The organism is Colwellia sp. NW0002-52-1 (assembly GCF_057550865.1).
The window spans coordinates 75,775-96,367 of the sequence record NZ_BAAJLU010000017.1; the positions used below are offsets into that span (position 1 = coordinate 75,775).

The following is a 20,593-nucleotide window of genomic DNA, read 5'->3' on the forward strand; positions in this document are numbered from 1 at the left end:
CTAAGCGCTTGCTTTTCCTTGTACTTATTCAAGCTTTACTTTTATAGCAGGTGAATACGTATGCAGCTAATGTTGTAACTAATAGACTATTGCTAAGATGGAAATTAATAATGTTAACCTATTATTCTATTAGAAAAATATTGAGACCTAAGAATAATAAAGATTAACGACAATTTATAACAATAAGAGTTCGTTTATGACCAACAAACCACAACTTAATTTTTGGCAAATTTGGAATATGTGTTTCGGCTTTATGGGAATACAATTCGGCTTTGCTCTGCAAAACTCCAACGTCAGTCGAATATTTCAAACCCTAGGGGCCGATTATTCAAATATGGCTATTTTATGGGTTGCAGCTCCAATAACGGGTCTACTTGTTCAACCGGTTATTGGTTATTTTAGTGACAATACATGGAATCGCTTAGGCCGTCGTAAACCTTATTTTCTCTTTGGTGCAATAGCCGCTAGTTTGTCGCTATTTATTATGCCTAACTCCCCTACTTTATGGGTTGCAGCAGGCATGCTATGGATAATGGATGCATCGATAAACGTATCAATGGAACCCTTTAGAGCTTTTGTTGGTGATATGTTGCCAAGAAAACAACGTGCAATGGGCTACGCCATGCAAAGCTTTTTTATCGGGGTTGCCTCTGTAATTGCCTCATCACTGCCTTGGATGATGACCAACTGGTTTAATATTAGTAATGTTGCAGAGCCTGGTATGGTTCCCGACACCGTGAAATTTGCTTTTTATGCTGGTGGCGTGGTCTTTTTACTCGCTGTTTTATGGACAATATATTCTACTAAAGAATACTCTCCTGCCGAGCTAAAGGCCTTTCAAGAAGCTGAAGATAAAGATTATATTGAAGAAGATTTTATTGCCCGTAGCGCGCAAAAGTATCTCACTGGCGGTTTAATTTGGTTAGTGGTTGGTATTGTTAGTTTTGCTTTAGTGGCATTAAATATCGAACAACTAGATCAAAATTTATTTATTCTCGCTGGCGGTTTTTGTTTCTTTGGTATTTGTCAGTTAATCGCCAGCTTAATGGCTAAAAATAATAGTAAAAATGGCTTCGCGCAAGTCATGTCTGATTTGTTTTCTATGCCCCAAACCATGAAGCAATTAGCCTTTGTACAGTTTTTTTCGTGGTTCCCATTTTTTGCTATGTGGACCTATACCACAGCAGCAGTTACTGATTTCCATTTTGGTAGCTCTGACGTAACTTCAGCAGCGTTTAATGAAGGTGCAGATTGGGTAGGTGTACTATTTTCAGCTTACAACTTAACCTCTGTATTCGCTGCTATTTGTATTCCACTGGTAGTTAAACACTTTAATTTACGTATTGCCCACATGATTAACCTATTTTTAGGTGGCGCGGGCTTTATTTCATTCCTGTTTATTAAAGATCCAACCTTACTTATTATCTCTATGATCGGTATCGGTTTCGCTTGGGCTTCTATATTATCAATTCCTTACGCTATTTTGGCTAACGCTTTACCAGCTAAAAAAATGGGCTTATATATGGGAATATTTAATTTTTTTATTGTCTTGCCACAAATATTAGCGGCAAGTGTTTTAGGCTTCCTCATTACCAAAGTATTCGATAACCAACCGGTATATTCGTTAGTTATTGGCGGCGTAAGTATGCTCGTTGCAGGTTTATTAACACTAAGAGTAAAAGAGCCTGACTATTAACAACAATCCCCTTTTATCATGCTTTAAAATTAACTCACTTTAACAATCACAGAGCCTAAGTTCGTAAACGTTAACGAACTTAGGCTTTTTAATTTAATCGTTAATGGCTACTAAGTTAGCTAAATTTTTGGCTAGTTATGTAGATACTTGCTGGTTTACTTCCGTGATTAGTTACTTGCTAGTTTACTTCCATGATGAGTTACTTGATTAAGCGAGCCAATAGCCTACTCACTGAGCGCATCTGTATTCTTAAAGACGCACGATTCATATATGATACCTATATGGTTAACCTTAAGTCCTATCGTTAATAGCCAAAAAATGCTTGAATCAAGCGCTATGACGATAAGTCAATTAACATAGCAATGGGTAATTCATGCAAGTAAATATTATTAAAGAAGTGGCGGCTGTAGAAGACTTCTTACGTTTAAGAATAGTGTCAGGTTTAACGCCACGTCCTGTTGAAGCAGCTAAAAGAGCCTTACCTAATAGCTTATTCGGCGTTCATCTTGTTGTTGACGATTGCACAGTCGCTATGGGAAGAGTAGTAGGTGACGGCGCGTTAAACTTCGAAGTTGTTGATGTCGCAGTAGATCCTAACTACCAAGGTAAAGGTTTAGGCAGTATCGTTATGCAAAACATTATGGGCTATCTTGAACAAAATGCGGTTGAAGGTGCCTATATTACTTTACTCGCTGACGTACCTCAGCTTTATAAAAAGTTTGGCTTCGTGCTCAGCCGCCCAGCATGCGAAGGTATGCATTGGGAGCCAAGCCCAATAAACAATACTTAGCTTCTTCGCATCTAGTAACTTACTAAAGATTTGAGTTTAAAAACTTAAACGGCTTCTTTATAAACTTAGGATTAACATGCTAAAAGCAATAATCGACTATCATCTTGATGAAGAAAACCATTGGGTTGCTCGCCTAGCGTGTGGACACTTTCAACATGTTCGTCACCAACCACCGTTTATTAATCGGCCATGGGTGCTAGAAAAGTCGACACGGAATGCAAAACTGGGCCAGAAGCTAAATTGTATTAAGTGTGATATTGGTGCCATTAAAGACTTTAAGCCGACAGGTTAATTCTTGTTTTAATGTATTTCAACCTTGTTTTAGCGCAGCTTAAACTACCTAAGAAAAGGGTAGAATCAATTAACCTGAACTCTGGATAATGAGTGCTTGATACTGAAGTGAACCAAAAGCGTAGGTAATAAAGTAAATGCTATAGCCAGGTGAACATCACGAATAGATATCATCAATGCTTCATTTTATGCCATTTTTAAGGCAAAACGTTTATGAATAGCGCGCTATTTATCGACGTTTTAACGAAGAAAATGGCTTAAAAGGGAGCATTGAGCAAGTGCTGCTTATCCAGAGTTTAGGTTACATAACCTGAACTCTGGATAATGAGTGCTTGATACTCAAGTGAACCAAAAGCTTAGGTAATAAAGTAAATGCTATAGCCAGGTGAACATCACGAATAGATATCATCAATGCTTCATTTTATGCCATTTTTAAGGCAAAACGTTTATGAATAGCGCGCTATTTATCGACGTTTTAACGCAGAAAATGGCTTAAAAGGGAGCATTGAGCAAGTGCTGCTTATCCAGAGTTTAGATTACATAACCTGAACTCTGGATAATGAGTGCTTGATACTCAAGTGAATCAAAAACTTAGGTGATAAAGTAAATGCTATAGCCAGGTGAAAATCACAAATAGACACCCTCAATGCTTAATTTTTTGCCTTGAAAATGGGCTAAAACGGAGCATTGAGCAAGTGCTGCTTATCTAGAGTTCAGGTTAACTACCACAAGATTTACGAACGACTAATGTCGCAGGCATTAATTGCGTTGTTGCTTCTTCGCCGCTCACTAGCTGTAGTAACTTATCAACTAAGATCTCACCAGCTAAAACGGTGTCTTGCTTAGCGGTAGTTAAAGCTGGAGAAGTAGAGCAAGCCGTAGCAATATCATCGAAACCTGCTATTGCCACATCACCCGGAACGTTATAACCCGCTTCTTGAATCGCTCGTATTGCGCCAATAGCAATTAAGTCGCTTGCAGTACAAATAGCATCAAACTTTATTCCTTTTGCAATTAACTGTTTAGCCGCTTGATAGCCCGATTCATCAGTAGAAATAGCATCAATTTGTAGGTTACTATCGACCTTAAGATTATTGTCTTTTAATGCTTGGCAATGACCAGTATAACGATCTAAAAATTCAGGAGAACCTGTGCTTACACCACCTAAAAACGCGAAATGTTGACGGTTATTTTTGATCACATGCTCAGTAACTTGATAGCCGCCGTCGAAATTATCACAACCAACAGAAACGACTGAAAGCCCTTTTACATCAGCCCCCCAGCGTACAAAATGAGTTTCTTGTTTGATCAGTTGAACAAGCTTTTCTTCATAATCGGTGTAATCGCCATAGCCAAGTAAAATAATACCATCTGCTTTGCGGGTGTCTTCAAAATCAGCGTGCCAGTCGTTGCTCATTTGCTGAAACGATACCAACAAGTCGTAACCTTTTTTAGCGCTAGCGCGGGTAATACTGCCCAACATTGACAAGAAAAATGGATTTATTAATGAGTCATCATTGGTCGGGTCTTCAAATAACAGTAATGCAATAGTGCCACTGAGTTGCGTGCGCAAACTACTGGCATTTCTATCAACTTTGTAATTTAATTCTTTAGCAATTTCTTGAACACGACGACGTGTTTCCTCATTAACCAAAGGGCTGTTGCGCAATGCGCGCGATACGGTTGATTGAGAAACGCCGGCTCGATAAGCGATATCAAATGATGTTTGTTTTGCTCTCACGACACACCTATAAATGAAAAAATCTTATTCATATTAACCGAGGAAATAGGCTAAGTACATAAGTTAATTACCATTAGTGCTAGCAATAGTGCAGAGAAAATATAGGGACAAAACCAAACACTCCTTCTCTTTAAACCATGCTTGTTATCAGCCCAATATCTTATCAACCGTGCTGCTATAAATATTTTTTTTAAAACTTATTAGTGTCAAAAATAAAATAAATCTCATACAAAATGGCTGATCTGCATACGTATGCATGTAAATTTACTGATCTTTTTATTGTGCATACGTATGTAGTTTATTGCTCTAATTACTGACATCGGCATAATCAATTTACGCGTTAATTTAATATTTTTCTTTCACTGGCATTGAGCCAAAGCGAGTATTATCGACGATGGTAGCCCCATCGATTACATGCTGTTTGCATAACGGATTAAAAACAGACATGACGTTGCTTCACTTTTTACTAACAATTTTAAAGTGAAATTTACCGGCATTAGAATGTCCGATTAAAGAGTTTGTAGTTATATGATCACCAACACAAAAACAACTGAAACCATTACGCCAAATCTTAGTGTGGCGGAAATAAGCCAGCGTATTAAGCACCACTTACAATTTACCCAAAGTGAGCAAAATGGTTGTGATAAAAAACCTGCTTACTGGCGTGCCACGTCTTTAGCGCTTAATGATGTTATTGTAGATAAACTACAACGTACTAAACTTCGCCAACAACAAAGTGAAGTAAAATCAGTAAACTACCTTTCTCTCGAATATTTAATGGGTCGTTTGCTTTCAAACAATTTACATAATTTAGATTTATACACTCCAACTCAAATCGCACTTAAAAACATGGGGTTTGAATTAGCCGACCTATGTGAGCAAGGTGCAGATTTAGCACTTGGCAATGGTGGTTTAGGCCGTTTAGCAGCCTGCTTTTTAGATTCACTTGCCACATTAGATTACAACGCTATGGGTTACGGCGTGCACTATCAGCACGGTTTATTCAAGCAAAGCTTTGTTGACGGTAAACAAATAGAGCAGCCTGATATGTGGCGAGAGTTTGGTAGCCCATGGGAAGTTTGTCGCCCACAGTCTAGTCAGAAAATAGCGCTGTACGGTTATGTAGAAGACGTTGCTCAAACTGATGGCACAACAAAGCCCGTTTGGCATGCCGGTAAAATGCTACAAGGTGTTCCGTGGGATGTTCCTATTGTTGGTTATAATTGTGAAACAGTAAATACTTTACGTCTTTGGGAGTGCAGAGCAGAAGAAGCTTTTGATTGGGAATTACTCAATCGTGGTGACTATTTACAAGCCCATCAACAACAAGTTGCCGCTGAAGTTGTTTCTAAAGTACTTTACCCAAATGACGAGCATGAGGCTGGTAAAGAGTTGCGCTTTATTCAACAATACTTTTTCTGTGCTTGTTCAGTACAAGATATTATTGCCCGATTTGAAAATCAATATGGTGCTATTGCAGATAGCAATAATTGGTCAACATTTTGCGACAAAGTCGCTATTCAGTTAAATGACACCCACCCTACTATCGCTATTGTAGAGTTAATGCGCACGCTAATGGATGATCATAACCTTGAATGGGATAGCGCATGGGCGATTTGCCAAAAGGTTTTTGCTTATACTAATCATACCTTGTTACCTGAAGCATTAGAAAAATGGTCTGTAGCATTATTTCAGCGCGTATTACCACGCCACTTAAACATTTTATACCGTATTAATGATGCGTTTTTAAATAATGATGTTGAATCCTTGTGGCCAAATAATAACGACATGCGCGCCCGCTTATCTTTAATTGAAGAAGGCAATGAACCTAAAGTTCGTATGGCGCACCTTTGTGTGGTTACTGCTCATAAAGTTAATGGTGTAGCGCAGATTCATTCTGATCTTGTAAAACAAGATTTATTCCCCGAATTTAACCAGCTATGGCCAACAAAATTAACCAATGTTACCAACGGCATTACTCCTCGTCGTTGGTTAAAAGCCTGTAACCCGCTTTTAGCTAATTTACTCGATAAAACGATAGACGGTGATTGGGCTAAAAACCTTAACATGTTAAGCGAATTAGCCGCACTAGCTGAAAACAGCAAATTTCAAGCTGAGTTTATGACCATAAAGCAGAAAAATAAAATTGCTTTAACCAAAGAAATAAAAGCTTTAACCGGCATAACCGTTAGCCCTGATGCTATTTTTGACGTGCAGATTAAGCGCTTACATGAATATAAGAGACAGCACTTAAACCTTCTACACATTATATCGCTTTATCGTCAGTTACTTGAAAACCCGGAACTCGATATACTGCCTAGAGTATTTATTTTTGGTGCTAAAGCCGCGCCGAGTTACCAGTTAGCGAAAGAAATTATTTACGCCACCAATAAAATTGCTGAAAAAATAAATAATGACGAGCGCATTCAAGACAAGTTAAAAGTAGTTTTCTTACCTAATTATCGTGTTAGCCTCGCTGAAAAAATTATTCCAGCAGCTGATGTTTCTGAGCAAATTTCAACTGCAGGTAAAGAGGCTTCGGGTACTGGTAACATGAAGCTAGCACTTAATGGCGCAGTAACAATAGGTACACTTGACGGTGCCAATATTGAAATTGCAGAAGAAGTAGGTGATGAAAACATATTTATTTTTGGCTTAACCGTAGATGAAGTTAAAGCCTTAGATGCAAACGGTTATAACCCGTATCACTACTACGAAAATAACGCCGAGATTCGCGCTTGTTTAGACTGGTTAGATACCGACTACTTTACGCCCGGCAAACCTGGCGAGTTATCAGCAATTAAAGACTGCTTTTTAACGGGTGGAGATCCTTACAAAGTATTAGCTGATTTTCAAAGCTACGCCGATGCCCACAAAGCATTAGATAAAGCTTATAAAAATCAAAAGCAATGGGCGAAAATGGCCATATTAAATACTGCACTAATGGGTAAATTTAATTCAGATCGTTCAATTGAAGATTATGTAAAAAACATTTGGCACTTAACGCCATGTAAATCTAGTTAAGGTCAGCAAAGACTCTATAGCTATTAATAGATCGACTGAAAAAATAAATAAGTTGTAGCACAAACCGAGTAATTACTAACCAGTAAGTATTCGGTTTGTTTAACTTAAAAAGCAACATCGGTGTTCTAGCATAAATTAATGCCCGTTCATCAGTTTTTTAAAAGCACATTTATTGTCGAAATTAAAGCCAGTAAACAGTAGCTAGCAAAACTAAAAATACGAATTACTAGCACAGCTACCTTGTTTAGTTAGCTGTCACTTAAAAATTAAATCGCTTGCAGCTTTATGCCAGCGAAAAGTAAAGAGAAGATAGAATGAATTTAATTGAGAAACTTGCAGGGCTCGTTGGCTTTCATACCACCTACACCAATTCATTTGGCGAGCAAGTATATGCTCAAGATCAAGCGAGACACTCTTTACTCAATGCTATGGGATATGATCTATCTTGTGATAAAAAAATCGCTAATAGCATAACCGAATTAGAGCAAACCACTTGGCGAAATATGTTGCCACCATCACACATTGCCAAGTTTGAAGCTGATCATCATGAAATTATTATCAGCCTTGATAGCGCTGAAGTAACTCAACTAGTTTTTGAAATAACCTTAGAATCTGGCGAAAAAATTACCGATAGTATTTCATTGGCTTCATTAACTTTATTAGAGTCGATAACATTTGAAGATGCTAGCTTTAATAAATACCACTTACCTCTACCAAGCTTAGTGCAAGGCTATCATCAATTAACGCTGCAATACGGCGAAAATAGCGCTAGTTGCCCTTTAATTTATGCTCCTAAAACATGTTACAGCCCGCAAGAAGCATCTAAGGACAAAATGTGGGGCTACGCTGCTCAACTTTACTCGTTAACCAGTGAAGACAACTTAGGCATGGGTGACTTTGGTGATTTAGCAAAATTAGTTGAAAAGTCAGCCAAACAAAACGCCTCTGCGATTGGTTTAAATCCATTACATCCTTTATATCAAAATAATCCAGCTCACCGAAGCCCTTATTCACCAACCAGTCGTTGCTTTTTAAATACCCTGTACATTGACTTAAAACAGGTGCCTAACTTTTTAACCTGTGAAGCAGCACAGTTACGCTTTAATAGTGAAGAAATACAAAATAAAATTGCTTATGCAAAACAAACTGAATTAATTGATTACCCTGCAGTAGCCGATGTTAAATTTGAAATTTTAGAACTGTTATTTCAAGACATTGATAACTTATCTCCTGCAGAAATAACCGAATTTAATGATTTTAAAGCGACTCAAGGTGAAGATCTAATTCAGCTTGCTACTTTCGAAGCGCTCTATGAGCACTTTAGAAAGACAGATGAAAACGCTTATGGCTGGCCAGATTGGCCTACTGCTTTTCAAGCACCTGACAGTGCTGAAGTTAAAGCATTTCAACAAGCACAGTCGAGCCGTGTTAACTATTTTTGTTATGTGCAATGGCTTGCGCATCGCCAATTAAAATCAATTGCTAAGCAAGCAAAATCATCAGGTATGCCAATTGGCTTATACCTTGATTTAGCCGTAGGTTGTGATGGCTCAGGCGTAGATGTTTGGTCAGACAAAGATGTTTATGTTGCTGGCACAGCCGTTGGTGCACCGCCTGATGCAATGAATACCATAGGGCAAGATTGGGGACTAACGCCAATTAATCCTGTTGCTTTGCAAAAGCAAGGGTATCAACCACTAGTTAAAGCTTTACGTAGTAATATGCAATATGCCGGAGCATTACGTATCGACCACATTTTAGGCTTAATGCGCCAATATTGGGTTGCTCCAGGCATGAGAGCCGATGAAGGTGTTTATATTACCTTTCCATTGGCAGACATTTTACGCATTATCGCTTTAGAATCTCGTCGCAATAGCTGTGTTGTTATTGGTGAAGACCTAGGTACAGTGCCTGATGGTTTCGGTGAAATAATGGCTAGCGCTGGTTTGTTGTCATACAAAGTATTGTTTTTTGAACGTTGGGAGTCAGGGCTATTTATGCGACCTGAGCTTTATCCCGCCCAATCAATGGTCACAGTTTCAACCCATGATTTACCAACACTAACGGGTTGGTGGACAGGTAAAGATCTTGAATGGCGTCAAAAGCTTAGTCTTTATCCGAATGAAGAAATGGGTCAAAACGAGCGTGACAGCCGAATTATCGATCGTCAATTATTAATAGATGCTTTAGAAGATCTTAGTGTTATTAATATGAGCGAAGCGCCGACACAAGCACCAGCTAAAATGAACCGAGAACTTAGATTAAGTGTGCAAAAGTATATGGCTAAAGCGCCAAGCCATATTCAGTTAATTCCGTTAGAAGACGCTTTAGAGATTGTTGAGCAAGTCAATATTCCTGGCACCATAGACGAACACCCTAATTGGTTGCAAAAGTTACCAATTACTATTGAAGAATTTGATAAAACAAGTTCAGTTAATGACTTAGCTAAGGCAATGAACAAGGCAAGACCAAGATCATAATCGCTTTTACATTTGTAAACTTAGGATAATAAAAACATGTTTAAAAAAAATAAACTATCCACTTTGCTGATATCGACCTTAGCAACCTTAGCTTTGAGCGGCTGTAGCAATGAGCAATTAAGCAGTGATAACAAAAGTGAAATAACGGCGGTAGATCAAGCAAAGATTTCATCTAATGCTATGAATAAACAACGTAAAACGGCAGCAGATTTACCACATTACCTTGAGCGCGATGTACAAGAAGAAGTGTTTTATTTTGTTATGCCTGACCGTTTTAATAATGGTAATACGAGTAATGACTTAGGTTCAAAAACCCAACCAATTTCTGCTGGTGGCTTTGATAAAACGAATAAAGGCATGTTCCATGGTGGAGATATTCAGGGCTTAAAAGACAAACTGCCTTACTTAAAATCATTAGGCATTTCGTCAATTTGGTTAACGCCTATTTTACGAAACCAAGCCGTACAAGCTGACAGTTCAGGTTATCACGGCTATTGGGTATTAGACTTTACCGAGATTGACCCACATTTAGGCAGCAATGAAGATTTAAAAACGCTTATCGATAGCGCTCATGCAGAAAACATTAAAATATATTTTGATATTATTACTAACCACACCGCTGATGTGATCAAGTATGTTGAATGTCATGGTGAAGACGGTTTGCAATGGCTCGTTAATTCAGACAAAGGCTGCCCATTTAAATCGGCCGCCCAAGTAGCAACTGGCGATAAATACACCACAGTTATTCCAAAAGGTCATGAACAATTAAAAACACCAGCTTGGCTAAACGATCCTAAATATTATCACAACCAAGGTGATTCATTTTGGCAAGGCGAAAGCTCAAAGCGTGGCGACTTTTCTGGTCTTGACGATATCGATACCAATAATCCTGAAGTACTTAAAGGCTTAACCGATATTTTTAAAAACCTGATCACTGAGTTTAAGCCTGATGGCTTTCGTATTGATACAGTTAAACACGTAAACACTGATTTTTGGGCTAAGTTCTCTCCTGCCCTAGTTGAGCATGCCCAAGGCTTAGGCATAAAGAACTTCTTTATGTTTGGCGAAGTGTATAGCTTTACTAGTAAAGAGTTAAGTGAATACACCACCGCGGGAAACATGCAGTCTGTATTAGACTTTGGCTTTCAAAGCGCTATGGTACAAAACTTAATTGAGCAAAAAGGCACTAAAGTATTAGCCAAGCTTTTTGCTAATGACATTGATTACTTAGATCACGACAGTAATGCTAATCAGTTAATGAACTTCACGGGTAATCATGACATGGGCCGCTTTACTTATATGCTAAAGCAAAGCGAGTTTAACTACAGCGAAGATCAAATGATCAAGCGTACATTACTTGCACACGCCATGACCTACTTTATGCGTGGTGTACCGATTATTTATTACGGTGACGAGCAAGGCTTTGTTGGCGATGGCGGCGACCAAGCGTCGAGACAAGATATGATGCCATCGTTGGTTGAAAGCTATAATGACGACGATTTACTCGCAACTGACGCAACAACAGCTGACGATAACTTTGATATTAACCACCCTATTTACCAAAGCTTTGCTCAATATGCCGATATATTCTATCGCTACCCCGCTTTGCGCCGTGGCGAACAACAAACGGTATTTCAAGCGGATAACAATCCTATATTTGCCGTCAGCCGTAGCTTAAGTTCACAGCCTAATAACAATAACAAAGATGCAAATTTAATAAACTCAGAAATGTTAGTGGTATTTAATACCGCTGATAAAGCAGCGAAAGCTGATATTAAGCTTAAAGAGGGAAATTATCGATTAATAACCGATACCAACAAACGAGTACTATCGAGTAAAGATATACAAGAATTTGAATTTCCAGCATTAAGTTTCTCGATTTATGAAAAAATAATATCCCCATAAATAGCGCTTAAAAAATTGATTTACTAAGTCCTCTGCTAGCAACTAGTTGAGGACTTTTTATACCAAATGTAATAAGTTATTGACCAATTTTAAGCGAGGATAAATTGTTCAAGAATAAGGCGTTTGATTGAGTAATAGCGGGCTATTGGGATTGAAAACAACGCAGTTATTGACGATTTAAACCGCCTTAAAATGATCGATTATTTATTTCAATTGGTATTAACATCAGTATTAATGCGTTGGTTAAAATTGATATTAACGGTTTTTAAGCGATTCAACGTTCTCTCCTTTTTGGTCTATTTTTAAGTCCGATTACAATTTTTTACTAATAGTAAATTGAGCTAACTATCGAAGTTAAGTTATTTTTAATACCACATTAAATATGTAACATTACGCGAAATTGTTTAATGCTAGCGTTAGCTTAAACAATGCGAGCGAACTTAGTAGGGATAATACAATGAGCACAAAAGTAAAGATTACCGGTGCTGTATTTAAATGTCAGACCGATGAAGATATATTTTTCCAAAGATTATCAAGCGTTACTGGCATAGAAAGCATAGTCACTAACCATTCATCTCTGCTTATTTCTATTTCTAATGAACAAAAAGATCAGGCGTTAATTGACCTTATCGCGATATGCGATATATGGCACGTCTCATTAAAACAAACAGGCTAAAGAGTTAAATGCTTAGAATAAACAGATCCGAGAGAGAATTTTCATCATGATAAGGTTAATGTTCTCTCGAATGAAAGGAGGCGATATTTGCCCTCCTAGAGTACCCATTTCAAAAGTTGCATGGTCTTGGCTTGGTGCATTTCTTAGCATGTATTTTGTCGCTGTACTTAGCAGCCTTACTGAAGTTGATGCACTCAAAAGTATGTTCCTCGTTGGTTCATTTGGCGCATCTGCGGTGCTTATATACGGCGCTCCACAGGCTGACTTCTCACAACCTAGAAACCTCATTGGCGGACATATAATATCGGCTTTCATTGGCGTTTCACTGCAAAAATATTTAACACTAGATATCGCATTACTTGGAGCATTGGCGGTATCATTATCAATTGTTGCCATGCACTTTACCCGCACGTTACACCCTCCAGGAGGAGCAACGGCGTTAATTGCTGTTATTGGCAGTACCGAGTTACACAATTCAGGTTATTATTTTGTTTTTACCCCCGTAGCCATCGGCACACTGATTTTATTGGTAATTGCACTAATAATAAATAACTTATCTAGAAGCCCGCTACGACATTATCCAAGGTATTGGTTTTAAGGCCTAAGTAGATTTTTTCAATGCTAATTCGATTAAAGTTTAGCATTGAAATACCTTGGGTTATGCTTGTAAAAAAACGTACTTTAGTTCACTGTTATGCCAGAGTTAAGACAAGTCGTATACAAATGCACACTGTATCGACATGAGATCTTAAGTAAATTTCTGCACATAAGGATGTTCCATGATTGATTTTGAAAATAAAGGTTTTTTTAAACTAAAGCAAGATGCCAGCTACGGTGAAAAGGTTGCTGATTTACTGTTAGACGATGAGCAAATTGTAGACTCATACAAGACCATGCGCGATGGCGTGGTGTTTACCACTAAACGAATAATTTCGGTTAACGTGCAAGGTATTACGGGCAGTAAGAAAGATTTCACCTCACTGCCATACAAAAACATTGTTGCTTACTCGATTGAAACTTCAGGCACTTTTGATCTGGATTCAGAATTAGAAATTTACTTTTCAGCGGTTGGCAAAGTTAGATTTGAATTTTCAGGCAAAACGTCAATGCTAGAAGTGTCTAAAATAATATCTGGTCATGCTCTATAATATTAGAGCTTCGCATTTTAATTTCGTTAGCTGTTTCGTTAGCTTGTCATAAGTTAAATACATAGCTGAATTCTTCCAAGCTAGCGGAATCAAATGCCTTAACATTGTCTAACTCCGCTAAGGCATTAATTTCGTGAAGGTATTACTTACCTCCAACAAATATTACTTCTTCTTTATTATCTAGCCATAGCGGATATTTCGCCATGACCTTAGTAAACATTGGGCTTTGTAAATAGTGATTAAGCCATTGTTTTACATTCGGGTAAGGTGATTGCAAATACCATTGTCGCTCTATACGCGCAAATTGACGAATAAAGGGTAGTAAAGCAATATCGAGTAAGCTTTCGTGTGCCGACATTAAATAGTTATGCTCAGCGAGCCTTAACTCAAGCATTTTTATATAATGCTCGCAAGCTTCTCGACACTCCTCAATGTTAGTTTCGTGGTAACGTTTAGCACATTTATAAGCCTCTAAACGCTGTTTAAATTCAATATCAAATTCATCAATAAACGCTAACATTTCAGGCAATGCTTCTGGCTGATCGCTTTGCAGTAAATTATGCGGATCGCCACGGCGAAGTGCCCAAAGCATAATATCTCGGCTTTCGTCGATAACTACATCTTGTACAGCGTTAATACTTTTATCTGAGTTATTGTTGGATAACTCACTGGCAGAGGCACTGCAATTTTCTAGCACGATAACTGGCACGGTACCCTTTGGCGACGCTAAAAGCATTTCTGGTGGTTTATTACTTAGCACCAAATCGCGAAGTGCAACGGGTTGCTGCGATTTAAAAATAGCAATACGTGCACGCATTGCATACGGGCAGTTTCTCAACGAATAAAGAATAGGAAGTGACATAAAGAGACTCTTGAACAGGTGCTTTTTGTATTGTTGCAACTTTAACGGTATTCATTAGGGAAATATACGGGTAAAATCCCTGCTTTGAAATTTAGCGAACAAAAAAGTTGTACCAATGGATCATAAAATAGAATTATTAGCGCCTGGCGGCGATGTCGATGCAATTAAAGCAGCCATTATTGCAGGAGCTGACGCGGTTTATTGTGGCTTAGATACACTCAATGCCCGAAACCGTGCTTCTAACATTTCATTTGAGCAACTTATCGGTATTATTCGCTTAGCGCATCAATACCAATGCCAAATATTCTTAACCTTGAACGTTATCATTTTAGAGCGTGAATTTACCTCAATTGCTAAACTATTGAGTAAGCTAGTTAATACCACGTTAGATGGCGTTATCGTGCAAGATATTGGCATGTTTAACATTATTAAAAAGCATTTTCCGACCCTAGATATTCATGCATCTACACAATTAACTACGCATAACATAGGTCAAATACCTTTTTTGAAAAAATTAGGCGCTTCACGCGTTAACTTATCTCGCGAATTAAATTTACGTGAAATTACCGCCATTAATAATATTTGTGTTGAGCACGATGTATTAACCGAAGTATTTGTACATGGCTCATTATGCGTAGCGTTTTCAGGTTTGTGTTACTCAACTTCAGCCAGTGTAGGTAACTCGGGCAACCGTGGCCGTTGTAGCCAGGCCTGTCGTGAAGAATATGAAACCACACCTTCGGGCCATAATTTTCCGTTAAACATCAAAGACAACTCAGCCTTTTTCGACTTGCCTGCTTTAATAGAAGCGGGTGTACATTCATTTAAAATTGAAGGTCGTATAAAAGGCGCAAACTACGTTCACACGGTTGTTGATAGTTTCCGTAAGCAAATTGATGGCTTTTTAAATACCGGTGAATTAACCGAAGATGGCGAACGTCTTTATAAAGTTTTTAATCGTGACTTCTCTAATGCTTTTTTACGCGGTGATTTAAACCAGTCAATGTTTATAGATAACCCGCGCGATAACTCTAAAGTACATGCGGTGAGTAAATTTACAGCCGACGATAGCCAAGCGATTTCAGTAGTTCAAATTCAAGAAGTAGAGCAAAACCTACAAACAGATAAAAACGATATTGAAGCTGAAGTGGTTGAAAAAATTAAACACTTAAGTATTGAAAAAGTACCGTTAACGTTAAGCTTTTCAGCTCAACTTGATCAACCGTTAACCATTACCGTAACAACAACGGGTTTTTCTATTGAGCAAAATACCTTTACCGTGCAATCAACCAGCTTATTACGCGCCAGTGAAAACGCCAGTATTGATAAAGCAACAATAGAGAAGCGCTTTAAAAGTTTCAACAACGCTGAGTTTTTACTTAATGAACTAAATTTCGATAACCTAGCTTCAGGCTTAAGCATTCCGTTTAAAGAGTTAACAGTTCTTAAAAACCAAATAGCTAGCCGTTTAAATAACGCCGTTGATATTATTCCTGAAGTTACCTTACCTAAATTAGTTAACCACCCGAAAGTACCTGCCAAAAACGCGAGTAAAGCTGAATTATCAATATTGATTTGTGATGAAACTGACGCCGAGCTAGCCCATGTTACTAATGCCGACATTTACTTCAAACTACCTGACGCTTACAAGCGTGGTTGTACTAAGTACGTGAGTTTTTTACAGCAAAATCCACGTTTAATTCCGTGGTTTCCAGCCGTACTAATTGGCAAAGATTACGACGTAGCAGTAAATATTTTAGAACAAGTTAAACCTGAACTCATAGTTACAAACAACACGGGCATAGCTTTTAAGGCCAATGAATTAGGTATTAAATGGATCGCAGGGCCATTTTTAAACACCACTAATTCATATGCGCTGTTAGCGATGAAAGAAGATTTTGATTGTAGTGGTGCATTTATTTCAAACGAAATTAATGCCATGCAAATAAAGCATATTGCGCGCCCTGAAAACTTTAAATTATTTTACAGTATTTACCACCCTATTTTGTTGATGACTAGCCGACAATGTTTCTTCCAACAAAGCGTTGGCTGTGAAAAACCACGTATCGATAATGGCTGTATGCTCTCGTGTGATAAATCGACAAGTATTACTAATCTTAAAGGTGTATCGTTCGCTATTGATAAACAAAAAGCAGGCTACCCAAGTATTTATAACCAAGATCAGTTTTTAAACATGGAAATTATTGACGACCTATCTCACATGTTTGACAGCTTTATGATTGATTTAACCAACATAGGCGCTGGCGATAAAGAGTCTCCAGATAAAGCGTTGTTAATTCAGCAATTTGAAGCTTTATTGTCGAATAAATCACAAGACGAAGCGTCACCGGTAAAACAGCAACTTAATAATTTAGTGCCAGAATCAACCAATATTCAATATCATAATGGTTTGTAGGTAGTTCAAATTGAGTTAGCGAAAAGAATAGAAGAAAACTTTAAAGCCTCTAATTTACTTATAAGTAAATTAGAGGCTTTTTCACTTTATAAATAGTAAATAACTGGCTAAAAGACTTTAGCTATCGACTATGGCAAAACCCAACCGTTTCTCGCTTCGAATAATTTAAGATGTCACGCTTCTTAAAGACCTCATTAAGGTGCACTAAAATAGTCAATTAAAATGAGCATGACATGAACAAAAAACAACTGTTTTTGTTCCGGTTCTATTGAAGATTTAGGAAGCGTGTCTGTTTAATAAGTTGTGCTTGTTGAAATCAGGCAACTGAACGCCCCCTTCACCAAACCAATAGCTACTTACTATATAAAGCAGACTCCGGGCTAGTCAAACACCCGAATAATGTGTCGGCTGCGCGAGACCTATTCTTATTTGTTATATATTCAAGACTCCCAAACTACTTAGCCATTTATACGCTTCATCTATATTTTGACAAAAATTTGTTTCGACATTAGTTAAAACAGAATGGCTATCTTCCATCAACATTTTTTGAATAGACAGACAACAAATCACAGCTTCATATTTTTGGTTATTAATATTGCCCCATTGATTTAACTTATCAATTTCATTCCACATTTCTGGTGTTGATAATTCCCATTGACTCATATCAACTAAGCATGCCCAAGGTTTATCATTTATTGTTTCTACTAGTGCTTTGTACTCTTTACAAAGCCTTAAAACTGTTTGAATATTCCAAGAATCAAAACATTTAATAATTAATGTCTGATCAACTATTTTCATATCAAATGAACCATGTTCTTGCACATAAACCTCAGAAAAATATAACGAGCCTTTAGAATTACTCGTTTTTTATTTATAATTTTTTAATCAAAATACTTTAACTGGATTGCTTTCTTTTAACAATTTAATAATGACACTGATCGCAACCCCTTCAGCAAACCAATCCCTATTGACTATATAAAGCAGCCCCGGGCTTGTCCAACACCCGAATAAGGTGTCGGCTGCGCGACCACCTATTCTTATTTGTTATAGCTCTGCTATGTGCGTGAGAATTTCTGGATGACGTTGTACTAATTTCAAAAGAGTAATTGCTTGCCCATTTGGCGCACTGCGCCCTTGCTCCCAGTTCTCTAAAGTACGAGAAGATGTATGAAGCAAACTAGCAAACACACCACGTGACATATTAAATTTTTCTCGAATATGCACAATTTCACTAGGTGAAATATCAAGTTGACTGAGGTCATTAACTTGATGTGTTTTAAGGGTAAGCTTCCCCTCTGAATGATTTTTTGCTTCAACAAGAGCCGAGCTTAATTCTGTAAATAAATCACGATTGCTCATTACGCCATACCTCCATAAAAGTCTTTAATTGTTTCTTTTGATCTGCAGTTAAATCTGACATTTCACTTTTCCCATAAATAGTGAGTAAATAGAAACGTCGTTTTTCATCAAGAAAGTAATATATAACACGTGAACCACTACGTCTTCCCTTACCCTTGCTTTCAACTCGAATCTTCCGCAAACCACCTGAACCTTGAATTACATCCCCTTGCTTCGGGTTTGACATTAGTTCAGCCTGAAACAGTCTAAACTCTTCATTACTGAGGTGGTCAACTCGGTATTTCTCAAATATTTTTGATTCTACAAATATACATTCCATAATTAGAGTGTACGCAATTCGCGTATAGAAGGCAAGGTGGGATATAAATGAACTATAGACATAATGACTCCCCACAAGGTGCTAGCCTCCAAATTCGTAGGTCAGTGAAACCAGAGCCATACTTAACAGATTTAAGGTGACACTCATCCTAAATACAATAAAACCACATAGCATTGATATTTCTCTGTTGTTCTTATAAATGAGCTACACGATTGGCTATTAGCAATGGAAGATTACTAGTTTTCTCTTAATCCACACAAAAAAAACAATTTCTGGGTAAGTATCATCCTCAAGCAATGACTCGTTATGTGTTTGGCTGCTTGAAATAATAAATTATGTTTACGCAAAGAGTTTTTTCAGTGATTCAAGAAAATTTAGGATGAGTGTTCTTGTTATTCCTCGACATCACAAAAATTATCTTTTCCACTTGCCCACCTTGTTTGCTTCCAAATCGTTTTTAGTCGAAAGTTCTGATCGTCAGGGGGTAAATAGTTCAATTTTCATCCGGAATTCAGGTTAAGATAAACAGAAATAACTGATTGCTATAACTACATAAGGATATTGTTATGAAGAAAATATTTATATTTTTTACTATTTTATTTGTTTTTACTAGCGCAAGTGCTGGGTCAATGAAAGAATGTGATAGTAAGTCGTGTAAAGCTTATTTCCAAAAATTTGAAAAACAAGCGAAGAGAGGACATGGCAGAGCTATCGCCATGCTTGGAGAGTTTTATTATCATGGATACGGTGTAGATAAAGATCACGACAAAGCTTTAAATTATTATAAAAAAGCAGCACAAAAAGGGATCACTTCTGCAGAATATAAGACTGGTTTGATCTACCTAATTAACAATGAATTTAAGAACGTTAATAAGGGAATAGCCTATTTGAAAAAAGCGGCCCGTGCTGATTACAAAGAAGCATTGTTTTTATTAGGTCGTATCTATTTAACTCAAGAATTTAAGGTGCAAAACTTAGAGTTAGCTGATTTCTATTTAGCAAAAGCGTATAAACAAAAACATACGAATATGCCAGAAACATTAACCTATATTATGAATACCTATTCCAGTATTGATGAATTAACTTTCCCTTCTTTGCACAAAGCAGCAGAAGATGAGCCATTAGCTTTTTCCGATAATAAATTACAATGGCAAGATGATGGCATGGAAAGAATTACGATAAATTCAGCTAAATTAGAAACAATTTTTGATATTCAACTAAAAGGCTTTAAAAATGATAATAAAAGCTTAGGTAGCCGGTTACCTGGAGCTAGCTGCGAAAAAACTGTTGGGTGTTATACCGGTAGCTTGCGAGACTTAGGTGACATAGTGTTTTAGTGTTTTAGAGTTTTAGAGTTTTAGAGTTTTAGTGTTTTAGTGTTTTAGTGTTTTAGTGTTTTAGTGTTTTAGTGTTTAATAATGACACTCATCTTAAAGACCTCATCAAGATACAGCAAAATGTCGATTAAAATAAGCATGGCACCATCAAAAACCAACTATTTTCGCCCGGTTTTATTAATGATCTAGAATGAGTGTCAGCTTAATACTGTTGTCGAATAAATCACAAGATGAAGCGTCACCCGTAAAACAGCAACTTAATAATTTAGTGCCAGAATCAACCAATATTCAATATCATATTGGTTTGTAGATAGCCTCGAATTGGGCTAGTAAAGAGAAGATAAGAAACATTAAAGCCTCTAATTTACTTATAAGTAAATTAGAGGCTTTTTCACTTTATAAATATTGAATAATTGACCAAACGACTTTATTTATCGATTATGGCACGAATAAATACCCACTGTTTTTCGGACGGTTTTATTGATGATCTAGGATGAGTGTCAGCTTAATTCTAGTAAGTTGCCAGAGCACAACACCAGTGCTAACATT

The 20,593-nt window shown here is 37.4% G+C and carries 16 protein-coding genes; 11 read left to right on the forward strand and 5 right to left on the reverse strand.

What is annotated here, in order from left to right:
* Positions 1 to 196: 196 nt before the first annotated feature.
* From AC27H3_RS15100 to AC27H3_RS15110, 3 genes are all read left to right on the forward strand, one after another.
* Positions 197 to 1,696: an MFS transporter gene (locus AC27H3_RS15100; RefSeq protein WP_487107438.1), complete on the forward strand. Its 1,500-nt coding sequence runs from the start codon at positions 197 to 199 to the stop codon at positions 1,694 to 1,696.
* Positions 1,697 to 2,069: 373 nt separating this feature from the next.
* Positions 2,070 to 2,486, forward strand: coding sequence for a GNAT family N-acetyltransferase (locus AC27H3_RS15105; protein WP_487107440.1), 417 nt, complete (start codon positions 2,070 to 2,072; stop codon positions 2,484 to 2,486).
* A gap of 76 nt (positions 2,487 to 2,562) precedes the next feature.
* Positions 2,563 to 2,778: a DUF3565 domain-containing protein gene (locus AC27H3_RS15110; protein ID WP_487107442.1), complete on the forward strand. Its 216-nt coding sequence runs from the start codon at positions 2,563 to 2,565 to the stop codon at positions 2,776 to 2,778.
* A gap of 717 nt (positions 2,779 to 3,495) precedes the next feature.
* On the opposite strand, the gene AC27H3_RS15115 is transcribed toward AC27H3_RS15110, so the two are convergent.
* Entirely contained in the window at positions 3,496 to 4,518 is a 1,023-nt protein-coding gene (locus tag AC27H3_RS15115) for a LacI family DNA-binding transcriptional regulator (protein WP_487107444.1), read from the reverse strand.
* 528 nt (positions 4,519 to 5,046) lie between these two features.
* Here AC27H3_RS15115 and AC27H3_RS15120 point away from each other — a divergent pair.
* The 6 genes from AC27H3_RS15120 to AC27H3_RS15145 all read left to right on the forward strand — a co-directional run bounded on the left by AC27H3_RS15120 (position 5,047) and on the right by AC27H3_RS15145 (position 13,751).
* Entirely contained in the window at positions 5,047 to 7,542 is a 2,496-nt protein-coding gene (locus tag AC27H3_RS15120) for a glycogen/starch/alpha-glucan phosphorylase (protein WP_487107446.1), read from the forward strand.
* Between the two features lie 314 nt (positions 7,543 to 7,856).
* On the forward strand, positions 7,857 to 10,022 hold the full coding sequence (gene malQ / locus AC27H3_RS15125) for a 4-alpha-glucanotransferase (protein ID WP_487107448.1): 2,166 nt from the start codon (positions 7,857 to 7,859) through the stop codon (positions 10,020 to 10,022).
* Between the two features lie 36 nt (positions 10,023 to 10,058).
* Positions 10,059 to 11,927 carry an alpha-amylase family glycosyl hydrolase gene (locus AC27H3_RS15130; protein WP_487107450.1) on the forward strand — a complete coding sequence of 623 codons (1,869 nt, stop codon included), beginning with the start codon at positions 10,059 to 10,061 and terminating at the stop codon, positions 11,925 to 11,927.
* Positions 11,928 to 12,384: 457 nt separating this feature from the next.
* Positions 12,385 to 12,603 (forward strand): hypothetical protein, encoded by a 219-nt coding sequence (locus tag AC27H3_RS15135; RefSeq protein WP_487107452.1) that lies wholly within the window; start codon positions 12,385 to 12,387, stop codon positions 12,601 to 12,603.
* 49 nt (positions 12,604 to 12,652) lie between these two features.
* Positions 12,653 to 13,201, forward strand: coding sequence for an HPP family protein (locus AC27H3_RS15140; RefSeq protein ID WP_487107468.1), 549 nt, complete (start codon positions 12,653 to 12,655; stop codon positions 13,199 to 13,201).
* A gap of 181 nt (positions 13,202 to 13,382) precedes the next feature.
* Entirely contained in the window at positions 13,383 to 13,751 is a 369-nt protein-coding gene (locus tag AC27H3_RS15145; RefSeq protein ID WP_085305015.1) for a PH domain-containing protein, read from the forward strand.
* A gap of 142 nt (positions 13,752 to 13,893) precedes the next feature.
* Here the strand turns inward: AC27H3_RS15145 and AC27H3_RS15150 are convergent, their stop codons facing one another.
* On the reverse strand, positions 13,894 to 14,613 hold the full coding sequence (locus tag AC27H3_RS15150; protein WP_487107454.1) for a glutathione S-transferase: 720 nt from the start codon (positions 14,611 to 14,613) through the stop codon (positions 13,894 to 13,896).
* Between the two features lie 115 nt (positions 14,614 to 14,728).
* Between AC27H3_RS15150 and AC27H3_RS15155 the strand changes: the two genes are divergently transcribed.
* Positions 14,729 to 17,029: a peptidase U32 family protein gene (locus AC27H3_RS15155; protein ID WP_487107456.1), complete on the forward strand. Its 2,301-nt coding sequence runs from the start codon at positions 14,729 to 14,731 to the stop codon at positions 17,027 to 17,029.
* Positions 17,030 to 17,461: 432 nt separating this feature from the next.
* On the opposite strand, the gene AC27H3_RS15160 is transcribed toward AC27H3_RS15155, so the two are convergent.
* The 3 genes from AC27H3_RS15160 to AC27H3_RS15170 form a co-directional block, all read right to left on the reverse strand.
* Positions 17,462 to 17,827: a hypothetical protein gene (locus AC27H3_RS15160; RefSeq protein ID WP_487107458.1), complete on the reverse strand. Its 366-nt coding sequence runs from the start codon at positions 17,825 to 17,827 to the stop codon at positions 17,462 to 17,464.
* A gap of 246 nt (positions 17,828 to 18,073) precedes the next feature.
* Complete coding sequence (locus AC27H3_RS15165; protein WP_487107460.1) at positions 18,074 to 18,388, reverse strand: helix-turn-helix domain-containing protein; 315 nt, start codon at positions 18,386 to 18,388, stop codon at positions 18,074 to 18,076.
* Positions 18,375 to 18,707 carry a type II toxin-antitoxin system RelE/ParE family toxin gene (locus AC27H3_RS15170; RefSeq protein ID WP_487107462.1) on the reverse strand — a complete coding sequence of 111 codons (333 nt, stop codon included), beginning with the start codon at positions 18,705 to 18,707 and terminating at the stop codon, positions 18,375 to 18,377. The genes AC27H3_RS15165 and AC27H3_RS15170 overlap by 14 nt, the downstream gene beginning before the upstream one ends.
* 566 nt (positions 18,708 to 19,273) lie before the next feature.
* Between AC27H3_RS15170 and AC27H3_RS15175 the strand changes: the two genes are divergently transcribed.
* Positions 19,274 to 20,044, forward strand: a complete 771-nt coding sequence (locus AC27H3_RS15175) for a tetratricopeptide repeat protein (protein WP_487107464.1) — start codon at positions 19,274 to 19,276, stop codon at positions 20,042 to 20,044.
* Positions 20,045 to 20,593 lie beyond the last annotated feature (549 nt).

What these genes read in the sequence shown, in the direction of transcription:
- AC27H3_RS15155 (WP_487107456.1), top strand. Translation starts at nt 14,729, where the DNA reads ATGGATCATAAAATAGAATTATTAGCGCCTGGCGGCGATGTCGATGCA.
- AC27H3_RS15135 (WP_487107452.1), top strand. Translation starts at nt 12,385, where the DNA reads ATGAGCACAAAAGTAAAGATTACCGGTGCTGTATTTAAATGTCAGACC.
- AC27H3_RS15165 (WP_487107460.1), bottom strand. Translation starts at nt 18,388, where the DNA reads ATGAGCAATCGTGATTTATTTACAGAATTAAGCTCGGCTCTTGTTGAA.
- AC27H3_RS15130 (WP_487107450.1), top strand. Translation starts at nt 10,059, where the DNA reads ATGTTTAAAAAAAATAAACTATCCACTTTGCTGATATCGACCTTAGCA.
- AC27H3_RS15160 (WP_487107458.1), bottom strand. Translation starts at nt 17,827, where the DNA reads ATGAAAATAGTTGATCAGACATTAATTATTAAATGTTTTGATTCTTGG.
- AC27H3_RS15105 (WP_487107440.1), top strand. Translation starts at nt 2,070, where the DNA reads ATGCAAGTAAATATTATTAAAGAAGTGGCGGCTGTAGAAGACTTCTTA.
- AC27H3_RS15175 (WP_487107464.1), top strand. Translation starts at nt 19,274, where the DNA reads ATGAAGAAAATATTTATATTTTTTACTATTTTATTTGTTTTTACTAGC.
- AC27H3_RS15110 (WP_487107442.1), top strand. Translation starts at nt 2,563, where the DNA reads ATGCTAAAAGCAATAATCGACTATCATCTTGATGAAGAAAACCATTGG.
- AC27H3_RS15120 (WP_487107446.1), top strand. Translation starts at nt 5,047, where the DNA reads ATGATCACCAACACAAAAACAACTGAAACCATTACGCCAAATCTTAGT.
- AC27H3_RS15170 (WP_487107462.1), bottom strand. Translation starts at nt 18,707, where the DNA reads ATGGAATGTATATTTGTAGAATCAAAAATATTTGAGAAATACCGAGTT.
- AC27H3_RS15145 (WP_085305015.1), top strand. Translation starts at nt 13,383, where the DNA reads ATGATTGATTTTGAAAATAAAGGTTTTTTTAAACTAAAGCAAGATGCC.
- malQ (WP_487107448.1), top strand. Translation starts at nt 7,857, where the DNA reads ATGAATTTAATTGAGAAACTTGCAGGGCTCGTTGGCTTTCATACCACC.
- AC27H3_RS15100 (WP_487107438.1), top strand. Translation starts at nt 197, where the DNA reads ATGACCAACAAACCACAACTTAATTTTTGGCAAATTTGGAATATGTGT.
- AC27H3_RS15150 (WP_487107454.1), bottom strand. Translation starts at nt 14,613, where the DNA reads ATGTCACTTCCTATTCTTTATTCGTTGAGAAACTGCCCGTATGCAATG.